The organism is Neobacillus sp. DFD-2R, assembly GCF_057747865.1.
Window position 1 is genome coordinate 4,741,437 of the sequence record NZ_CM173228.1, and the last position, 16,064, is coordinate 4,757,500.

A 16,064-nucleotide genomic window follows, 5' to 3' on the forward strand; every position below is an offset into this window, starting at 1 on the left:
CTTGACAAGATTAGGTTTTTATTCGATTAGAGAATTTTTAAAAGCATAAATCACCGCTTGGGTACGGTCCTGAACATGGAGCTTGCTTAAAATATTACTTACATGGGTTTTGACCGTTTTTAGCGCAATAAATAATTCATCGGCAATTTCCTGATTGGTTTTGCCTTCTGCCATGAGTAACAGTATTTCTAACTCTCTGCCGGTGAGTTCCTCATGAGGCAGGTGCTGATTTTTCCGGCGCATTTTTACCATCATTTTACCTGTTACTTCCGGCTCAAGAACGGATTGTCCATGGTATGTAGCACGAACGGCATTAGCAATTTCACTTGCTTTAGAGGTCTTTAACATATAGCTGGTCGCCCCTGCTTCAAGAGCAGGATATACTTTTTCATCGTCCAAAAAGCTTGTTACAATAATAACCTTAGCTTCGGGCCATTGTTCAATTATTTGTCTTGTTGCTTCAATTCCGTCCATTTCCTTCATAACTAAATCCATTAGAATAATATCCGGCCTAAGTTCAAGTGCGAGCTCAACGCCCTTTTTTCCATCACCGGCTTCACCGACGACTTCAATGTCCGGTTGTGCAGATAAATAAGAGGAAACACCTATTCTTACCATTTCATGGTCATCAACAAATACTACCCTAATCATTTGCACCATCCCCATTCATCATCACTGGAACCTTCACTTCCAGCCTTGTGCCCTTATTTTTAATACTAATTACCCTTAGAGTTCCGCCCACCTCCAGTGCACGCTCATGCATATTTTGCATCCCGTATGAACCGGCTTTCGTTTCCTCTACCTCAAATCCGATTCCATCATCAACAATCCTTAAGATCACAAGGTCCTCTCTCTTGATTAACAGAACTTCAAGCTTGCTTGCTTTTGCATGCCTAAGAGTGTTTGAAACAGATTCCTGGAGGATCCGAAAAAGATGGTCTTCTACCCCTTTATCAAGTGAGAATGTTTCAAGCTTCCAATTAATATCCATTGCTACCTTTTGAGTTAATTCGATTAATAGCTCTTCAATTCCTTCTCGAAGTGATTTATTCTTTAGGGCAACAGGACGTAAGTGAAGCAACAACGCCCGCATTTCCAGCTGTGATTGATGAATCATTTCTTCCACCAATTTCAACTGCTTGGCTTCAGGTGTTGATTCAGAATACTGTTTTGTTTCATTAATGGCCGACATCATCATGGAAGCCGCAAATAATTGTTGACTGACAGAATCATGCAGTTCCCGTGCGAGCCGGTTCCGCTCCTGTGAAATAATCTCTTGAATTCTTGTTTCCTGGTCTTCTACCTTTTCCGTTGCCAGTCGTTGTGAAAGCTTTGTTTGCTCAGACATTTGTTTACCAATCTTCTCAATCCGTTCGGCAATTGCTTGGATTTCTGTGATTGGCGGCTGCCTTTTAAATTCAGCCTGCCTCCCTTCCTCCAATTGGTGCAGGGCATAGTCGACCGAAAGAAATTGTCTTCTCCAAAAAAGGCCTGAAAACGTTCCTAGTAGAACCCCGGTTACGATACTAAATGCCGGAATAAAAATGACAAATGGGATATCCATGAAATGCCTGTCCCATAGTTCCGACCAATCCGTTATTGGAAACACGCTGATAAAAATCGCGGCAACGATTATTGCAATTAGACAGGAAAAACCGACACTCCAAACAATTTGGCGCCCAGTCGTGCTCATATCCTGCTCACCTCAATATTCCCGACCACGAGCGAAGTAAGAATCTTTACTTTTTGCCCGGCTTTTTCATACCCTGGTGTTTTTAGATGATAAACTTGATTAAAAATTTTCGATTCACGATGATTAAAAACAGCTGCAGAACCTGCAATACACGAATGATGTATACTTACATCAATTTCATATGGAACAAGAATTTGAATGTTTCCAATTATGTTCCGAATAAAAATTACGGTTTCTCCTTTTGGAAGCATCGTGTAGCTTAGGTCGATAATGGTATCCCCTATTCCTGCCTGAATGTTAACATCATTCCATTCATAAACCCCTAATGGTGTTTTTTGCTGGCCAAATAAAATATTTTCAAAGAGCGGCTTTTCTCTGATGATTGTTTCTTCTTGGTTTTCCTGCTCTGATTTTCGTATATCCACAGTAATTTTCTTTGGGGTTCGCTTCGACTGAACAAACTGAATAAAAAAGTGCAAAAGTATTGCTAATAATAAGAACTTGAATGTCATCATATTTAAGATACTAAGCACAAAGAAAATAATGCCGCTGAAGAAAAGCAATCTTCCTCTTTTACTTCCTGCTTTTCTTCGGCCCAAATAGACCATTCCCAGCGATATAAAAAGGGAGAAAATAAGACCTCTGTTGAAAAATAAAATTTCTAGTACAAGAATGAAAGCCCCGAAAATAACCAACCAATTCAAATATTCATTTTTTGCATTTCTAAACATCGGCTCACCCCTCCCTTTTTTAATTATGTATTAAAAAGTGTCAAGTCCGGCATATATAAAAGTTCACATTGTACAACAAATGTATATATGGCAAAAGGCGCAGAGACCCCTACGCCTTTTTAGAATACCATGTTTTGGTTACGAAATGGACTTGCTTTCCTCAAAATTCGATTCTTTTTCTAATTGTGCAATTCTGGCATCAATGGTACTGCGATAAAAAGAACTGTTTACTTGCTGCTCCAGGCGGTCAAGATAGTTTTCAATTTCTTTAAAACGGGAAAATGCTTTATCAGAATAATGGTTAGAATCTAACACTTGGTTCATGCGATGGTTGGCACGTGTCACATTTTCGCGCCCCATTAATTCCATTCTGCGAATATGCATATCTTTTAGTTTGTGCTTCATTTCAGCATATTTTCTTTCTAATTCTTCAAGCTGACCTTTTATTTGTTCCAATGACACGCTGAGTCGCTCAGCACGTTCTGCATATTGCTGATGTTCTGCTGAAGCAAACTGATAAAGTTCCGTTTCCCCTGCTTGGGCTGCAATTTCCGACTGACGTTTCCTTTTATTAGCAAGCTCCGTTGCATGGACCTGTTCTCTTGTAAACTCATCCTTTAGCGTATATTGACGTTCCAATAGCTTCCTAACCTTTTCTGTTTCCTGCTCGCTTTGACGCAGATACTGATTAAGCAAGGCTATCGGGTTTTGTTTTTCTTTTTGGTCAAGAGCCTCATGTAAATCAGCAGTAATGGTGTTTTTAATTCTGGTAAATAAGTTTGTCATTTTCATTCTCTCCTTTTAAATTAATAATGTTTTAATTCATTCCATTGCTTTTCAAAGTTTGCAAAAGGATCTGTTTCTTTTTTTACAGCTGCGTGTTTGTTTTTATTCCATTTTTTGTATACAAGATAGAGTACATATGCTGCAGCAACTCCAATAATTGCCGGAGCATTATGGATAGAAGCCATTAGGACAATGAAGCCGATAACGCCTAAGCCGATTTTTCCTTTTGTTGACTCAGCTTTTAAAAACTGTTTGAAAATGAAGTAAAGCAGTACCAGGCTAACAACTAACCCCACCATCGGACCGATTGTAGAAAGTAAAATAACGGCTGCAATTCCTCCCGCTAAAAGTAAACCAAATTTCTTCATTTTGTTTTCCTCCTTTCGTTATCTTGATTACATCTTACCTTTTTTCTTTATTTCTCATAATTGCGCCAGAGCTTGATTTTCATATAGGTCCCGAGACGTAGAAAGGGTCAGCCCCAATGTAAGAGCTGACCTTAACCTTATTTCGATATGAACTGTTGTACCCAGTAGTATCTTTGCGAACCGCCTTTTGCGTATCCAACCCCAATAAAAGTGGACTGGGTACTTAAAATATTGGCTCGGTGACCGGAGCTATTCATCCATGCCTGGACAACTTCCTGCGGTGTTGTTTGGCCCGCAGCTATGTTTTCAGCAGCTGAACGATAGGTAATTCCAAAATTCCTCATCATGGTAAAAGGATCACCATAGGTTGGGCTTGTATGAGAAAAGTAATTATTGTCCCGCATATCCATTGCCTTATATCTTGCAACCCTTGATAGTTCCCAATCCTGTGTTAATGGTTTTAGTCCATACTTTGCCCGTTGTTGATTGGTTAATTGAACCACTTGATTTTCGATACTTTTAATCGCATCAAAATTTGGGATGTTTACTTTTTGACCGGGGTAAATTAAATTGGGATTCTTAAATTGCGGGTTTGCAGCAATAATTTCCGAAATGCCAACCTGATACCTGACCGCTATTTTCCATAAAGAATCTCCCGGCTGTACCGTGTAAATTTGCTGGGCAAAAGAAACACTTGGAATACAGATAAGGGATAGTAAAAACATAAAACTAAACCAAAATGATTTTTTCATTTTTTCGCCTCCTCCGAATATAGAATTTTGATTTCAGGCTCAAAATATACAAGGAACGAAATAAATAACTTAATGCTACCGTTTTTAGTATTTGCAAGACTAAATAAAGATACGCGTTACCAAATTGGAGGAAAAAAAGTGAAAGACATTTCATGGATGACTTATGTCATGCTAATTTTAGCCAGCTATCGTTTAACTCATTTAATCGTGTTTGATAAAATTACCGAATTTATTCGAAAACCGTTTGTAAAGAAAGTAAAAGTGGAAACGGAAAATGGAACTGAATCCAAGGAAGTACCAACCTCAATGTTTGGTTATTTATTAAAATGTTATTGGTGTGCTGGGGTGTGGAGCGCGATTTTACTCGGCACTGCATACTTACTATTCCCTAGGGTAACGTTCGTATTTATTTTGATTTTCTCTATTGCCGGCGGACAGTCCATCATCGAAACATTTGTAGGAGTTAATATAAAAAAAGTAGATTATTATGCAGAGTTAAAGAAAAAGGACTAAAAGGTATTTTAACAGCAATTCGTTGGAAAAATTATTCCCCCCTTGGCATATATTCTTTAGAAAAAGGGGGGATTGAAATGGCGGCTATATGGTGGACCACAGCAATAGGTTTAATCATTTGCCTTGGTATTATATGTGGAACATGGATTCATTTCCTACGAAGGGGTCTTAATACAGAAGATTCCACACGAATTGATCCATTAAAAAACGATAACGAAGAATAGAAACTATTATGCCTCAGTTAAAGCGGTACTTTTTCGGCCTTCTCACTCTCTCCGCGGAATTGATCTTTCACACCCTCCATAATCTGAAAGAAGAACTCTTTAAGCTTAAGAGTTCTTTCTTTTTTTCAAAATTTGTTAAAAATCCAAGCCGCAAAATTTAAATCATTTTACAGACAGACATTTTTTTTTTACTTTAGGAAAAATTAAACATGAATTCTATTTTGAATCCGGAGGAGTACATATGAGTTCATCTGAGAAGGTACATAAGTTTCCAAAAACTTATTGGCGTGAAGTAGAATTGCCCTCTTTTAAAAAATTAACCGAAGATTTGTCCATTGATGTGGCAATCGTCGGCGCCGGTATTACAGGTGTCACTGCTGCTTATTTGCTTTCAAAACAAGGCTTGAAGGTTGCTATAATCGAAGCAGGTGGTGTATTAAATGGAACAACGGGTCATACCACCGCAAAAGTTACGGCACAGCATGGCTTACTCTATGATGAATTGATTAGTCATTTTGGTGAAGAAAAGGCAAGGCAATACTACGAATCGCATGCGAATGCCATCTCTTTTATCCAAAATACTGTTAAAGAAAAAGGGATTGATTGTGATTTTAGCAATCAAGATGCCTTTATTTACGCTTCTACTGATGAATATGCAAGGAATATTGAGACGGAATGGTCTGCCTATCAAAGATTAGGAATCAGCGGGGGTTTGAAAGACAACATCCCGTTTAATATTCAAATTAAAGCTGCTTTACTGATGGAGAATCAGGCGCAATTCCATCCGCTTAAATTTTTAAAAGGGCTTTTAGATGGAGCAGTTCAATCAGGCTGTAAGGTTTTTGAAAATACAACCGCAGTAGATCTTGAAGAGGAAGACTCCGATCATCCGAAGGTCGTAACGAAGGAAGGCCATAAAGTTACGTGCAATCACGTAATTATTGCCTCTCATTTTCCTTTTTATGATAAACCGGGCCTCTATTTTGCAAGGATGTATGCGGAACGGTCTTATGCAATCGGAATAAAAATGGATAAAGAGTATCCAGGCGGGATGTATATCAGCGCCGATAATCCGACTCGCTCAATTCGATATACCCCTTTTAATAACGGTAGATTACTGATCCTTGGTGGAGAAAACCACAAAACCGGTCAGGGTATGGACACACTTAAGCATTTTTTTGCACTTGAGGAATTTGCCCGGGAAGTGTTTAGTTTATCTAATTATACTTACCGGTGGTCGGCTCAGGATTTAGTTACACTAGATAAAGTGCCTTATATCGGACCGATTACTCAAAGAAAAGAAAGGATTTTAGTCGCAACCGGTTATAAAAAATGGGGAATGACAACCGGAATTACTGCAGGACATTTAGTATCAGACTATATATTGGATCGGGACAATCCTTATAAAGAGCTCTACTCCCCATCCCGATTTGATGCCGACCCTGATTTACGAACAGTGGTTACCACAAACGCTGATGTTGCTAAACATCTTATAAAGGGGAAATTGGAATTTGTTCCAAAGGACCCGGGAGATTTAAGTGATGGAGAAGGCTCTGTTGTCATGCATAACGGAAAACGAGCAGGTGCCTATAAAGACGAGAACGGTAAACTTTATATTGTTGATACGACCTGTACACATCTTGGCTGTGAATGTGAATGGAATCATGCAGAAAAGACCTGGGACTGCCCTTGCCATGGCTCTCGTTTTGCTTATTCAGGGGAGGTTGTAGAAGGTCCGGCCTTAAAACCGCTGACAAAGGTATTGGAGGAGTGAGTTTTTTACCCTCTCTTCAAAAAAGTAACGCCTCCCATAATAGGAGGCGTTACATGTTTATTTACCATTCGGTTTATTTCTTTTTAACTCTTCACCAGTCGTAAATTCCACTAATTCTGAACTTGTTTTCATTGCTTTTTTACGATTATTATTGCGCTGAGCATTGGCATTACCTAATTTCGTTCTTCCCACACCTACCATCTCCTTTTCAAGAAATCATAAATAGTATGGTTGTAAACGAATAAACTTATTCCCTCTCTAGGATGCCCTGGTAATTTCTTTAGCGGCGCATTTTCTGTTCTCTTTGTTCTTCCTCAGAAATTTTACCTTTATAAAAAACCCTTTTGTGAAGCGGGAGATTTAACTCTCGGCAATAGCGCTTCAATTCTCTTTCTTCCCGTTCAGTGACAAGTGAAATCACAATGCCGTTTGCTCCCATTCTTCCTGTTCTGCCCGCTCTGTGAACATATTGCGTAATATCCTTAGGAAAATCAATCTGGACGACATGGGTGACTCCTTGAATATCAAGGCCTCTTGCTGCAACATCGGTTGCAATTAACATTTTCATTTTTCCATCGCGGAAGGCCTTTAATGCTGCCTGCCGTTCTAATTTTTTCATATCACTATGTAAAATTCCTGTTGATAACTCTTTAAAATGCAATTTCTCCTTAAAAACTTGGATCTCGCCAATGTCATTAATAAACGCCAATGATTTACTATTTTCTAAACGCGCTATTTTTTCAAGGAGTTTGATTTTATCCCTTTGTTCACAAAGAAAATAAATATGCTCCACTTCTCCGGATGATGCGGCTTCATCCTTTTTAATTCTTAGGACTTCCGGGTCCTTTGTCATCCCTTTCGCCAATTGCTCGGTCCCGGCTTTCATCGTCGCAGAGAATAATACCACTTGCCTGTCGGACATGGTCGATTTAACAATATGTTGAACGGTGCTAAGATGCTCGGGAATTAAGAGCTGATCTCCTTCATCCAGAACAACCATTTTCACTTCATGCATTTTCACTTTTTTCTGTTTAATTAATTCAAGTAAGCGGCCGGGAGTTGCAAAAATAACATGCGGACGCTTTTTTAATTTTTCAAGCTGTCTTTTCAGGTTTGCTCCGCCGATAATGGAAGTGCCTCGGATTCCACTTCCCTCAGACCATTTTTGAAACTCCTGAAAGACTTGCATCACTAATTCTTGTGAAGAAGCAAGAACAACAGCTTGTATGGATTGTAATTCAGGGTCTATTCTATCTAAAAGCGGTACTAAATAGGCAAGCGTCTTACCGGTTCCTGTTGGTGACTCAGCAATGACATCTTTCCCTTCTATAATGGTTGGTATGGCAGCGCTTTGGATTGCCGTTGCCGTTTGAAATCCTGACTTTTGCCATGCTTCCTGCAAAAAAGGCTTTAAATTATTAAACATATATGGCTCCTTTATCTATCTCATTTCTTCTTATTATTAGTATTTTAGATTGTTTAAATCCATTACATTCCTACTGATACTAACTGATTCAACTTTATGTGTCCAGCGATTATTACACTGAGGAATTCAAATAAAGTAAAATCCAGACCATGTGATAGACAAGGACAGAAAAATAAAGAACACATGTAGAGACTAAGAGAGCCCGAATCCATCCTTTTATTGGCCGGTAATAAAATACCCCGATTAGCACAAGAGGAAGTAAAACTTTTACTATGTAAAAAAAGACCCAGCTTTTTTCAATTAAAAATTTCATCATCGGATTCCCTTCGGCTATAATGCCAAATGTGATTCCAAGGTTAGTCAAAACGGCATCAAACACCCCGGCTATCAGTAAAAATAAACAGAGTCTCATGATTTCCTCCTCTTTATCGTCTTGTACAAAATCATATGCAAAAATTTCGGGATTAAGCATGATATTTTTGGCAGAAAAAGGGTTGCCATCCTATTGGCAACCCTTTTTCTGTCATAATCAATTTCAAGGATTAAAAATTAACTATTTAATTAACATACCTTCCTTGATCAGGTTTGCCAATTACCATAAAATTCAGTATTAAATAATCGAGGTTAACCGCTAATTCGTTTCCGCTCATCGGGAGTCCGTGCCCCGACACGGCGACTTGCGGCTTTAATGCCTCTAATGCTTTAACAGATTCAAAGGCAGAATTCCAATCAGTTGTGTAATATTTAGGAGGGCCGCTGATTTCCTTTGTTTGCGTTAAAACTTTATAAAGGGATTCTTGTTTTACCGTAACAAATGCATCGCCTACAATAAGGGCCCGATCTAAATTACGGAATAAAGAAATATGACCCGGAGTATGTCCCGGGGTATGGATCCACTTCCAATCCGGCATATTGGGAACTGACCCATCTTGAGGAAGGAGCATGACCCGGCTACTAATATCAATGCCGTGATTCGGAAACATTGGAGACATTTTTGCTACCAGTCCGCTATCAACGGTGGGGTCCCCTGGAGGATAATCCTTTTTTCCGGTTAAATAGGGAACTTCCAGCTCATGGGCATAAACCGGTACCTGCCACTCCTCCAATAATTCAACCAATGAGCCAACATGGTCAAAGTGACCATGTGTTAAAATCACTGCTTTCGGCCGTGCATTTTCTCCAAAACGTTCTTTGGCAACCCTTTTTATTTCATCTGCTGATTTTGGCATACCGGCATCAATTAGGACAAACTCATTTGATTCATTTGGATTACCAAAGAGGAAAAGGTTTACGATTTGATCCGTATAACAAAAAACGTCCGGTAAAACAGCAATACCCACTCCATTACCAATAGAGGTCATTGGCAGAAAGGTATGCTCAAATTTATTATCCTGATGGTGTTCCATCAAATCCCCCCTATTTTTTGCTTATTATTTTCCTAGGAGGGAAAATTATTAATGGTCATTTAAATGCTTCGCAGCAATTTTAAAAGTTTTTTTAATTATAGATATATAATAACATAAAATAAAGAACAATAATGTTCTTTATTAGGTATTTTTTTCTTAAAAAAACTGCCCTTAACTAAGAGCAGCTTTAAATCTCTTTTAGTTTTACTGTCATAAGCCTGAAATGCATTGGTTCGATTTCATTGACTATAACGTTCATTCCTAACGATTGCAGGGTGGCAATAAGCGGTTCACCACGGTGCGGTAAATGAATTTCAAAAATCGTTCCGACAGGTGCTGCATTGATAAAGTTTAATATTTCTCTGCGGGGATGTTCACCTTTCGCAATTCTCTCCCGAATATCCATTACTGCCCGTTTTCCTTCAATTTGAAAGCTATTCATCTTATTCGCACTCCTTTTGTAATTGGATTATGACTAAGATTAACATGATTTAATTCGTATTAAATTGATTTATATCATATAAACTATTCTATTTTCGAAAGGTTTGTGAACATTGCCCTCCAAACGATATAACCGGCGACGATAGATGATAGAATGATAAACAGCAAGATAACAATATATCGGAGTTGAATAAGATGTTTAAGAAAATCTCCTTTATCGCTTCGCTGTTGTTTTTTCTATTAGGAACAAACGTACTTGCCTATTCTAATCTAGAAACTTCTGCTCCCAAAAGCGGAGAGATAATTAAACAACCACTAAAGGAACATAAGCTCTCCTTTACTACTAAACTTTCCACTCCTGTTTTGATAACAGCTAAAAAGACCTTAGCCGGGAAAAGCGAGTATGGAATGAAGGATAATGCCAAACTTACCAAAACAGAGACGCCTTCATTAAAAGCGTATGTTGTTCCTGGATCTGTTATATTCATGATTATCGGTTTAGGAAGCTTTTGGTTAATTTATCGAAGAAAACATAACTAATTGCCCGATTATATACAATAGTAAAAAGCAGCGTAATAAACGCTGCTTTTTACTATCTGCTTTATGTGGTTTATTCACCAAACGGTTTTGTATTATCGCTTGAACCGGTCCAAACAATCAATTCTCGGATAGCATTATTCAATCTTATATTGTTATTGGCGGAGCGGGCGCAGTATTGCTCGAACCGGACTTCCACCCGCTTCTCTCTTTGGACCATGAGACCTGATATTGAAAAGGAGAATCGCCCAGACAAACCGGTATCCCATTTTGCAGCTTTCTGGAAATATCAAAAATCTTCATTTTTTCCCCCTCTTCCAATAAATATTAACAATCTATTTTTTACAGATAAATAGTTTTGATCCTGACCATTTTCCACAATTACCTCCTTTATTAATTCAAAATATACTCCACAATAGAATAGTTATAATCTGTCCAAGTTGTTGGTATGCCTTCATAAGCAGTTGAATTAGCAATCGAATTAATTTTGGAATAAATGTGTCATACATCGTTAAATTACTTTCCAAACAATATCTTCTTGCTTATTGAAGCATTTCTGCGTGCAGAGTAGTTTGGGGTTAATTGGTTCTTACCTTAAAATGAAATTAACCAAATAAAATATTAGCTCAGACCTGCCTTTTCCACCTTTGTCATTCAAAATCAAATTGCTTCGTTTATATTATTTCCTTCATTAATTTGTTATAATAGTGTTTTAACATTATTGAGGGGGAACCTTATTTTTATGTCAGTCGAAGTAAACAGCAAGTTACAAGGTAAAGTAACAGGCATCACTAATTTTGGAGCATTCGTAGAATTACCGGGAGGTTCAACAGGTCTTGTGCATATCAGTGAAGTTGCGGATGGCTATGTAAAAGACGTTAATGACCATCTCAAAGTAGGAGACCAGATAGAAGTAAAAGTGATTAGTATAAAAGACGGAAAAACTTCCTTGTCCATCAAAAAAGCGATAGATAGACCCGAAGGACAAACCTCTTCTTATTCACAACGCCCAACACGCCCGGGAAGAGTTGATAACCGTTCTAAAGACTTCCGCTCAAAAGGCAATTTCAAACCAAAGGAAACTTTTGAAGATAAAATGGCCCGTTTTTTAAAGACTAGTGAAGAGAATTTATCTACCCTCAAACGTAACACTGGTGCAAAACAGGGCGGTCGAGGCGGAAGACGCGGATAACCTGCTGCGTTTTTTAATACTTCATCATATAGAAAAAGGCAAGCCTGTCTAGTAAACTGGCTTGCCTTCTTTATTATTACTCTAATAGCTTTAGCTTATTAAATCAAACAAAAAATAATATAAAAGTTAAATAGATCCATCTCTAAATACGCAGCGTTGAGGCTGTCTGACTGAGAGCCAAAGGGTTCGCTCCATTCAGTAACTGACCATATTTTACATTTACTATAGTAGGAGATTTGTAATTGTTTGGTAATCGACGGGTCCTAGCACCTGGAATTGAAAATGAATAGAAGGGATTCTATTCATTTTTGCTCGAATAATAAATAAAAAAGGTTGGATAAGTTCACATTATCCAACCTTTTTTACTTACCTTATAAATGTTTTTACGCGCCTTAGAAGATTCGAACCTCTGACCGACAACTTATAAGGCTGTTGCTCTATCCTACTGAGCTAAAGGTGCATCTTATGTATGGTTGAGAAGAGTGATTTGAACCTCGCGCCGCTTACGAGATTTCCACCCTTAGCAGGGGCGCCTCTTAAACCTCTTGAGTACTACCCCTAAAAAATTAAATGGCCTCAAGTAGGACCGAACCTACGGCCAATCGGTTAACAGCCGATTGCTCTACCACTGAGCTACTACGGAACAAAAATATATTATTTTATTATGATGGGCCTAAATGGACTCGAACCATCGACCTCACGCTTATCAGGCGTGCGCTCTAACCAACTGAGCTATAGGCCCTAATATGGAGCGGTGATGAGAATCGAACTCACAACATCAGCTTGGAAGGCTGAGGTTTTACCACTAAACTACACCCGCATTTTTAAAATTGGAGGCAACACCGGGATTTAAACCGGGGATAAAGGTTTTGCAGGCCTCTGCCTTACCGCTTGGCTTTAGCCCCATAAATTAAATAGGGCGGCTGATGGGAATCGAACCCACGAATGTCGGAACCACAATCCGATGCGTTAACCACTTCGCCACAACCGCCATCATGGTGGAGGGGGACGGATTCGAACCGCCGAACCCTGAGGGAGCGGATTTACAGTCCGCCGCGTTTAGCCACTTCGCTACCCCTCCGTATATAAGTCTAGTAGAGCATTAAATTTAATGGTGGCACAGGACGGACTCGAACCGCAGACACAAGACTTTTCAGTCCTTTGCTCTACGTCTGAGCTACTGAGTCACACAATCTATATCAACAGTAGTTAACCTACCGGGATAAAAATGGCGGTCCGGACGGGACTCGAACCCGCGACCTCCTGCGTGACAGGCAGGCATTCTAACCAACTGAACTACCGGACCATATTGCGGGGGCAGGATTTGAACCTGCGACCTTCGGGTTATGAGCCCGACGAGCTACCGGACTGCTCCACCCCGCGACGATAATATTATTAAATTTAAATTTAATTAATGGAGGAGGAAGAGGGATTCGAACCCCCGCGCGGTTTAACCCGCCTGTCGGTTTTCAAGACCGATCCCTTCAGCCGGACTTGGGTATTCCTCCAGATAAATGGACCCTGTAGGACTCGAACCTACGACCGGACGGTTATGAGCCGTCTGCTCTAACCAGCTGAGCTAAGGGTCCATTAACACTAACATTAATGTTTAATAACAACATTAGCATTAATTTCTTATATAGCGGCGGAGGGGATCGAACCCCCGACCTTACGGGTATGAACCGTACGCTCTAGCCAGCTGAGCTACACCGCCATTTCAATAAAAATAAATGGAGCCTAGCGGGATCGAACCGCTGACCTCCTGCGTGCAAAGCAGGCGCTCTCCCAGCTGAGCTAAGGCCCCATGTTGTTATTTTAAACATTCAACTGGTCGGGAAGACAGGATTCGAACCTGCGACCCCTTGGTCCCAAACCAAGTGCTCTACCAAGCTGAGCTACTTCCCGATATAATAATGGCGCGCCCGAAAGGAGTCGAACCCATAACCTTCTGATCCGTAGTCAGACGCTCTATCCAATTGAGCTACGGGCGCATTAATAAATTATTTTGGAGGCGGCAACCGGATTCGAACCGGTGGTAAAGGTTTTGCAGACCTCTGCCTTACCACTTGGCTATGCCGCCAATTGATGACTTGAACCCCCACTACTGATTACAAGTCAGTTGCTCTACCACTTGAGCTACACCGGCATATTAATACTAAAAAATTGGTGGAGGATGACGGGATCGAACCGCCGACCCTCTGCTTGTAAGGCAGATGCTCTCCCAGCTGAGCTAATCCTCCATAATAATGAAAGTTATTTTCGCTAGCGCGAAAAAACTTTGGTGACCCCTACGGGATTCGAACCCGTGTTACCGCCGTGAAAGGGCGGTGTCTTAACCGCTTGACCAAGGGGCCGACTATAAAATTAGACAAAATAATAGCCCCAATAGGGGCTTAGCCTGGCAACGTCCTACTCTCACAGGGACAAAGTCCCAACTACCATCGGCGCTGAGAAGCTTAACTTCCGTGTTCGGTATGGGAACGGGTGTGACCTTCTCGCCATTGCTGCCAGACTATTTATTTGAGGTTTCATTCCCTCAAAACTGGATAATGCAGAAGAAGTTTGTAAAAACGAGTTCGCTTTAAAACTGGTTAAGTCCTCGAACGATTAGTATCAGTCAGCTCCACACGTCACCGCGCTTCCACCTCTGACCTATCAACCTGATCATCTTTCAGGGTTCTTACTAGCTTGACGCTATGGGAAATCTCATCTTGAGGGGGGCTTCATGCTTAGATGCTTTCAGCACTTATCCCGTCCGCACATAGCTACCCAGCGATGCCTTTGGCAAGACAACTGGTACACCAGCGGTGCGTCCATCCCGGTCCTCTCGTACTAAGGACAGCTCCTCTCAAATTTCCTGCGCCCACGACGGATAGGGACCGAACTGTCTCACGACGTTCTGAACCCAGCTCGCGTACCGCTTTAATGGGCGAACAGCCCAACCCTTGGGACCGACTACAGCCCCAGGATGCGATGAGCCGACATCGAGGTGCCAAACCTCCCCGTCGATGTGGACTCTTGGGGGAGATAAGCCTGTTATCCCCGGGGTAGCTTTTATCCGTTGAGCGATGGCCCTTCCATGCGGAACCACCGGATCACTAAGCCCGACTTTCGTCCCTGCTCGACTTGTAGGTCTCGCAGTCAAGCTCCCTTGTGCCTTTACACTCTACGAATGATTTCCAACCATTCTGAGGGAACCTTTGGGCGCCTCCGTTACTCTTTAGGAGGCGACCGCCCCAGTCAAACTGCCCACCTGACACTGTCTCCCACCCCGATCAGGGGTGCGGGTTAGAATTTCAATACAGCCAGGGTAGTATCCCACCGACGCCTCCACCGAAGCTAGCGCTCCGGCTTCTACGGCTCCTACCTATCCTGTACAAGCTGTACCAAAATTCAATATCAGGCTACAGTAAAGCTCCACGGGGTCTTTCCGTCCTGTCGCGGGTAACCTGCATCTTCACAGGTACTATAATTTCACCGAGTCTCTCGTTGAGACAGTGCCCAGATCGTTACGCCTTTCGTGCGGGTCGGAACTTACCCGACAAGGAATTTCGCTACCTTAGGACCGTTATAGTTACGGCCGCCGTTTACTGGGGCTTCGATTCAGAGCTTCGCTTGCGCTAACCCCTCCTCTTAACCTTCCAGCACCGGGCAGGCGTCAGCCCCTATACTTCGCCTTGCGGCTTCGCAGAGACCTGTGTTTTTGCTAAACAGTCGCCTGGGCCTATTCACTGCGGCTCTTCGAGGCTATTCACCCCAAAGAGCACCCCTTCTCCCGAAGTTACGGGGTCATTTTGCCGAGTTCCTTAACGAGAGTTCTCTCGCTCACCTTAGGATTCTCTCCTCGCCTACCTGTGTCGGTTTGCGGTACGGGCACCTTTTATCTCGCTAGAGGCTTTTCTTGGCAGTGTGGAATCAGGAACTTCGGTACTAAATTTCCCTCGCTGTCACAGCTCGAGCCTAACGCAAGCGGGATTTGCCTCACTTGCAGCCTAACTGCTTAGACGCGCATATCCAACAGCGCGCTTACCCTATCCTCCTGCGTCCCCCCGTTGCTCAAACGATAAAGAGGTGGTACAGGAATATCAACCTGTTGTCCATCGCCTACGCCTTTCGGCCTCGGCTTAGGTCCCGACTAACCCTGAGCGGACGAGCCTTCCTCAGGAAACCTTAGGCATTCGGTGGATGAGATTCTCACTCATCTTTCGCTACTCATACCGG

Annotated in this window: 16 protein-coding genes, 17 tRNA genes and 2 rRNA genes (1 of these 35 only partly in view); 5 read left to right on the forward strand and 30 right to left on the reverse strand. The window is 41.3% G+C overall.

What is annotated here, in order from left to right:
- Positions 1 to 18 precede the first annotated feature (18 nt).
- From AC3ANV_RS23695 to safA, 6 genes are all read right to left on the reverse strand, one after another.
- On the reverse strand, positions 19 to 651 hold the full coding sequence (locus AC3ANV_RS23695; RefSeq protein WP_488311076.1) for a response regulator transcription factor: 633 nt from the start codon (positions 649 to 651) through the stop codon (positions 19 to 21).
- Positions 644 to 1,693 (reverse strand): sensor histidine kinase, encoded by a 1,050-nt coding sequence (locus tag AC3ANV_RS23700; protein WP_488311077.1) that lies wholly within the window; start codon positions 1,691 to 1,693, stop codon positions 644 to 646. The genes AC3ANV_RS23695 and AC3ANV_RS23700 overlap by 8 nt, the downstream gene beginning before the upstream one ends.
- Positions 1,690 to 2,424 carry a cell wall-active antibiotics response protein LiaF gene (gene liaF / locus AC3ANV_RS23705; RefSeq protein WP_488311078.1) on the reverse strand — a complete coding sequence of 245 codons (735 nt, stop codon included), beginning with the start codon at positions 2,422 to 2,424 and terminating at the stop codon, positions 1,690 to 1,692. Before liaF ends, AC3ANV_RS23700 begins: the two co-directional genes overlap by 4 nt.
- 138 nt (positions 2,425 to 2,562) lie before the next feature.
- Positions 2,563 to 3,210, reverse strand: coding sequence for a PspA/IM30 family protein (locus tag AC3ANV_RS23710; protein ID WP_488311079.1), 648 nt, complete (start codon positions 3,208 to 3,210; stop codon positions 2,563 to 2,565).
- Positions 3,211 to 3,230: 20 nt separating this feature from the next.
- Complete coding sequence (locus AC3ANV_RS23715; protein ID WP_488311080.1) at positions 3,231 to 3,578, reverse strand: lmo0954 family membrane protein; 348 nt, start codon at positions 3,576 to 3,578, stop codon at positions 3,231 to 3,233.
- A 137-nt stretch (positions 3,579 to 3,715) separates the two neighbouring features.
- Positions 3,716 to 4,330, reverse strand: coding sequence for a SafA/ExsA family spore coat assembly protein (gene safA, locus AC3ANV_RS23720; protein WP_488311081.1), 615 nt, complete (start codon positions 4,328 to 4,330; stop codon positions 3,716 to 3,718).
- Between the two features lie 138 nt (positions 4,331 to 4,468).
- Here safA and AC3ANV_RS23725 point away from each other — a divergent pair, with 138 nt between their 5' ends.
- The 3 genes from AC3ANV_RS23725 to AC3ANV_RS23735 all read left to right on the forward strand — a co-directional run bounded on the left by AC3ANV_RS23725 (position 4,469) and on the right by AC3ANV_RS23735 (position 6,841).
- Positions 4,469 to 4,843 (forward strand): DUF1360 domain-containing protein, encoded by a 375-nt coding sequence (locus AC3ANV_RS23725; protein WP_488311082.1) that lies wholly within the window; start codon positions 4,469 to 4,471, stop codon positions 4,841 to 4,843.
- A 77-nt stretch (positions 4,844 to 4,920) separates the two neighbouring features.
- Positions 4,921 to 5,067 carry a hypothetical protein gene (locus tag AC3ANV_RS23730; protein WP_488311083.1) on the forward strand — a complete coding sequence of 49 codons (147 nt, stop codon included), beginning with the start codon at positions 4,921 to 4,923 and terminating at the stop codon, positions 5,065 to 5,067.
- A gap of 241 nt (positions 5,068 to 5,308) precedes the next feature.
- Positions 5,309 to 6,841, forward strand: coding sequence for an FAD-dependent oxidoreductase (locus AC3ANV_RS23735; RefSeq protein ID WP_488311084.1), 1,533 nt, complete (start codon positions 5,309 to 5,311; stop codon positions 6,839 to 6,841).
- Between the two features lie 57 nt (positions 6,842 to 6,898).
- Here the strand turns inward: AC3ANV_RS23735 and AC3ANV_RS23740 are convergent, their stop codons facing one another.
- The 5 genes from AC3ANV_RS23740 to AC3ANV_RS23760 all read right to left on the reverse strand — a co-directional run bounded on the left by AC3ANV_RS23740 (position 6,899) and on the right by AC3ANV_RS23760 (position 10,115).
- Complete coding sequence (locus AC3ANV_RS23740; RefSeq protein ID WP_488311085.1) at positions 6,899 to 7,042, reverse strand: hypothetical protein; 144 nt, start codon at positions 7,040 to 7,042, stop codon at positions 6,899 to 6,901.
- Between the two features lie 79 nt (positions 7,043 to 7,121).
- The gene (locus AC3ANV_RS23745) at positions 7,122 to 8,267 is read right to left on the reverse strand and encodes a DEAD/DEAH box helicase (RefSeq protein ID WP_488311086.1); all 1,146 of its coding nucleotides are present in this window, start codon (positions 8,265 to 8,267) and stop codon (positions 7,122 to 7,124) included.
- A 112-nt stretch (positions 8,268 to 8,379) separates the two neighbouring features.
- Complete coding sequence (locus tag AC3ANV_RS23750) at positions 8,380 to 8,679, reverse strand: DUF5658 family protein (RefSeq protein WP_488311087.1); 300 nt, start codon at positions 8,677 to 8,679, stop codon at positions 8,380 to 8,382.
- Positions 8,680 to 8,824: 145 nt separating this feature from the next.
- Positions 8,825 to 9,673: an MBL fold metallo-hydrolase gene (locus tag AC3ANV_RS23755; RefSeq protein ID WP_488311088.1), complete on the reverse strand. Its 849-nt coding sequence runs from the start codon at positions 9,671 to 9,673 to the stop codon at positions 8,825 to 8,827.
- A gap of 187 nt (positions 9,674 to 9,860) precedes the next feature.
- Positions 9,861 to 10,115 (reverse strand): amino acid decarboxylase, encoded by a 255-nt coding sequence (locus AC3ANV_RS23760; RefSeq protein WP_488311089.1) that lies wholly within the window; start codon positions 10,113 to 10,115, stop codon positions 9,861 to 9,863.
- 194 nt (positions 10,116 to 10,309) lie between these two features.
- Here AC3ANV_RS23760 and AC3ANV_RS23765 point away from each other — a divergent pair, with 194 nt between their 5' ends.
- Both AC3ANV_RS23765 and AC3ANV_RS23770 read left to right on the forward strand, forming a co-directional pair.
- Positions 10,310 to 10,654: a hypothetical protein gene (locus AC3ANV_RS23765; protein WP_488311090.1), complete on the forward strand. Its 345-nt coding sequence runs from the start codon at positions 10,310 to 10,312 to the stop codon at positions 10,652 to 10,654.
- 739 nt (positions 10,655 to 11,393) lie between these two features.
- On the forward strand, positions 11,394 to 11,843 hold the full coding sequence (locus AC3ANV_RS23770; protein ID WP_488311091.1) for a S1 domain-containing RNA-binding protein: 450 nt from the start codon (positions 11,394 to 11,396) through the stop codon (positions 11,841 to 11,843).
- Positions 11,844 to 12,229: 386 nt separating this feature from the next.
- Here AC3ANV_RS23770 and AC3ANV_RS23775 read toward each other — a convergent pair.
- From AC3ANV_RS23775 to AC3ANV_RS23865, 19 genes are all read right to left on the reverse strand, one after another.
- A tRNA-Ile gene (locus AC3ANV_RS23775) sits at positions 12,230 to 12,303 on the reverse strand.
- Between the two features lie 111 nt (positions 12,304 to 12,414).
- Positions 12,415 to 12,481: transfer RNA gene (locus tag AC3ANV_RS23780), tRNA-Asn, on the reverse strand.
- A gap of 30 nt (positions 12,482 to 12,511) precedes the next feature.
- Positions 12,512 to 12,585: transfer RNA gene (locus AC3ANV_RS23785), tRNA-Ile, on the reverse strand.
- Positions 12,586 to 12,590: 5 nt separating this feature from the next.
- Positions 12,591 to 12,663: transfer RNA gene (locus AC3ANV_RS23790), tRNA-Gly, on the reverse strand.
- A gap of 98 nt (positions 12,664 to 12,761) precedes the next feature.
- Positions 12,762 to 12,834 (reverse strand) — tRNA-His (locus AC3ANV_RS23795).
- Between the two features lie 5 nt (positions 12,835 to 12,839).
- Positions 12,840 to 12,924, reverse strand: a tRNA-Tyr gene (locus tag AC3ANV_RS23800).
- A gap of 148 nt (positions 12,925 to 13,072) precedes the next feature.
- A tRNA-Asp gene (locus AC3ANV_RS23805) sits at positions 13,073 to 13,149 on the reverse strand.
- A 3-nt stretch (positions 13,150 to 13,152) separates the two neighbouring features.
- A tRNA-Met gene (locus AC3ANV_RS23810) sits at positions 13,153 to 13,226 on the reverse strand.
- A gap of 32 nt (positions 13,227 to 13,258) precedes the next feature.
- Positions 13,259 to 13,351, reverse strand: a tRNA-Ser gene (locus AC3ANV_RS23815).
- A 7-nt stretch (positions 13,352 to 13,358) separates the two neighbouring features.
- A tRNA-Ile gene (locus AC3ANV_RS23820) sits at positions 13,359 to 13,432 on the reverse strand.
- Positions 13,433 to 13,483: 51 nt separating this feature from the next.
- A tRNA-Met gene (locus AC3ANV_RS23825) sits at positions 13,484 to 13,557 on the reverse strand.
- A 17-nt stretch (positions 13,558 to 13,574) separates the two neighbouring features.
- Positions 13,575 to 13,647: transfer RNA gene (locus AC3ANV_RS23830), tRNA-Ala, on the reverse strand.
- Between the two features lie 24 nt (positions 13,648 to 13,671).
- A tRNA-Pro gene (locus AC3ANV_RS23835) sits at positions 13,672 to 13,748 on the reverse strand.
- 9 nt (positions 13,749 to 13,757) lie between these two features.
- Positions 13,758 to 13,834: transfer RNA gene (locus tag AC3ANV_RS23840), tRNA-Arg, on the reverse strand.
- A gap of 15 nt (positions 13,835 to 13,849) precedes the next feature.
- Positions 13,850 to 13,923 (reverse strand) — tRNA-Cys (locus tag AC3ANV_RS23845).
- Positions 13,924 to 14,007: 84 nt separating this feature from the next.
- Positions 14,008 to 14,083: transfer RNA gene (locus AC3ANV_RS23850), tRNA-Val, on the reverse strand.
- A 39-nt stretch (positions 14,084 to 14,122) separates the two neighbouring features.
- Positions 14,123 to 14,197: transfer RNA gene (locus tag AC3ANV_RS23855), tRNA-Glu, on the reverse strand.
- Between the two features lie 42 nt (positions 14,198 to 14,239).
- A 5S ribosomal RNA gene (rrf, locus tag AC3ANV_RS23860) occupies positions 14,240 to 14,355 on the reverse strand.
- Positions 14,356 to 14,430: 75 nt separating this feature from the next.
- Positions 14,431 to 16,064 (reverse strand): 23S ribosomal RNA (locus AC3ANV_RS23865) (it continues 1,302 nt past the right edge of the window).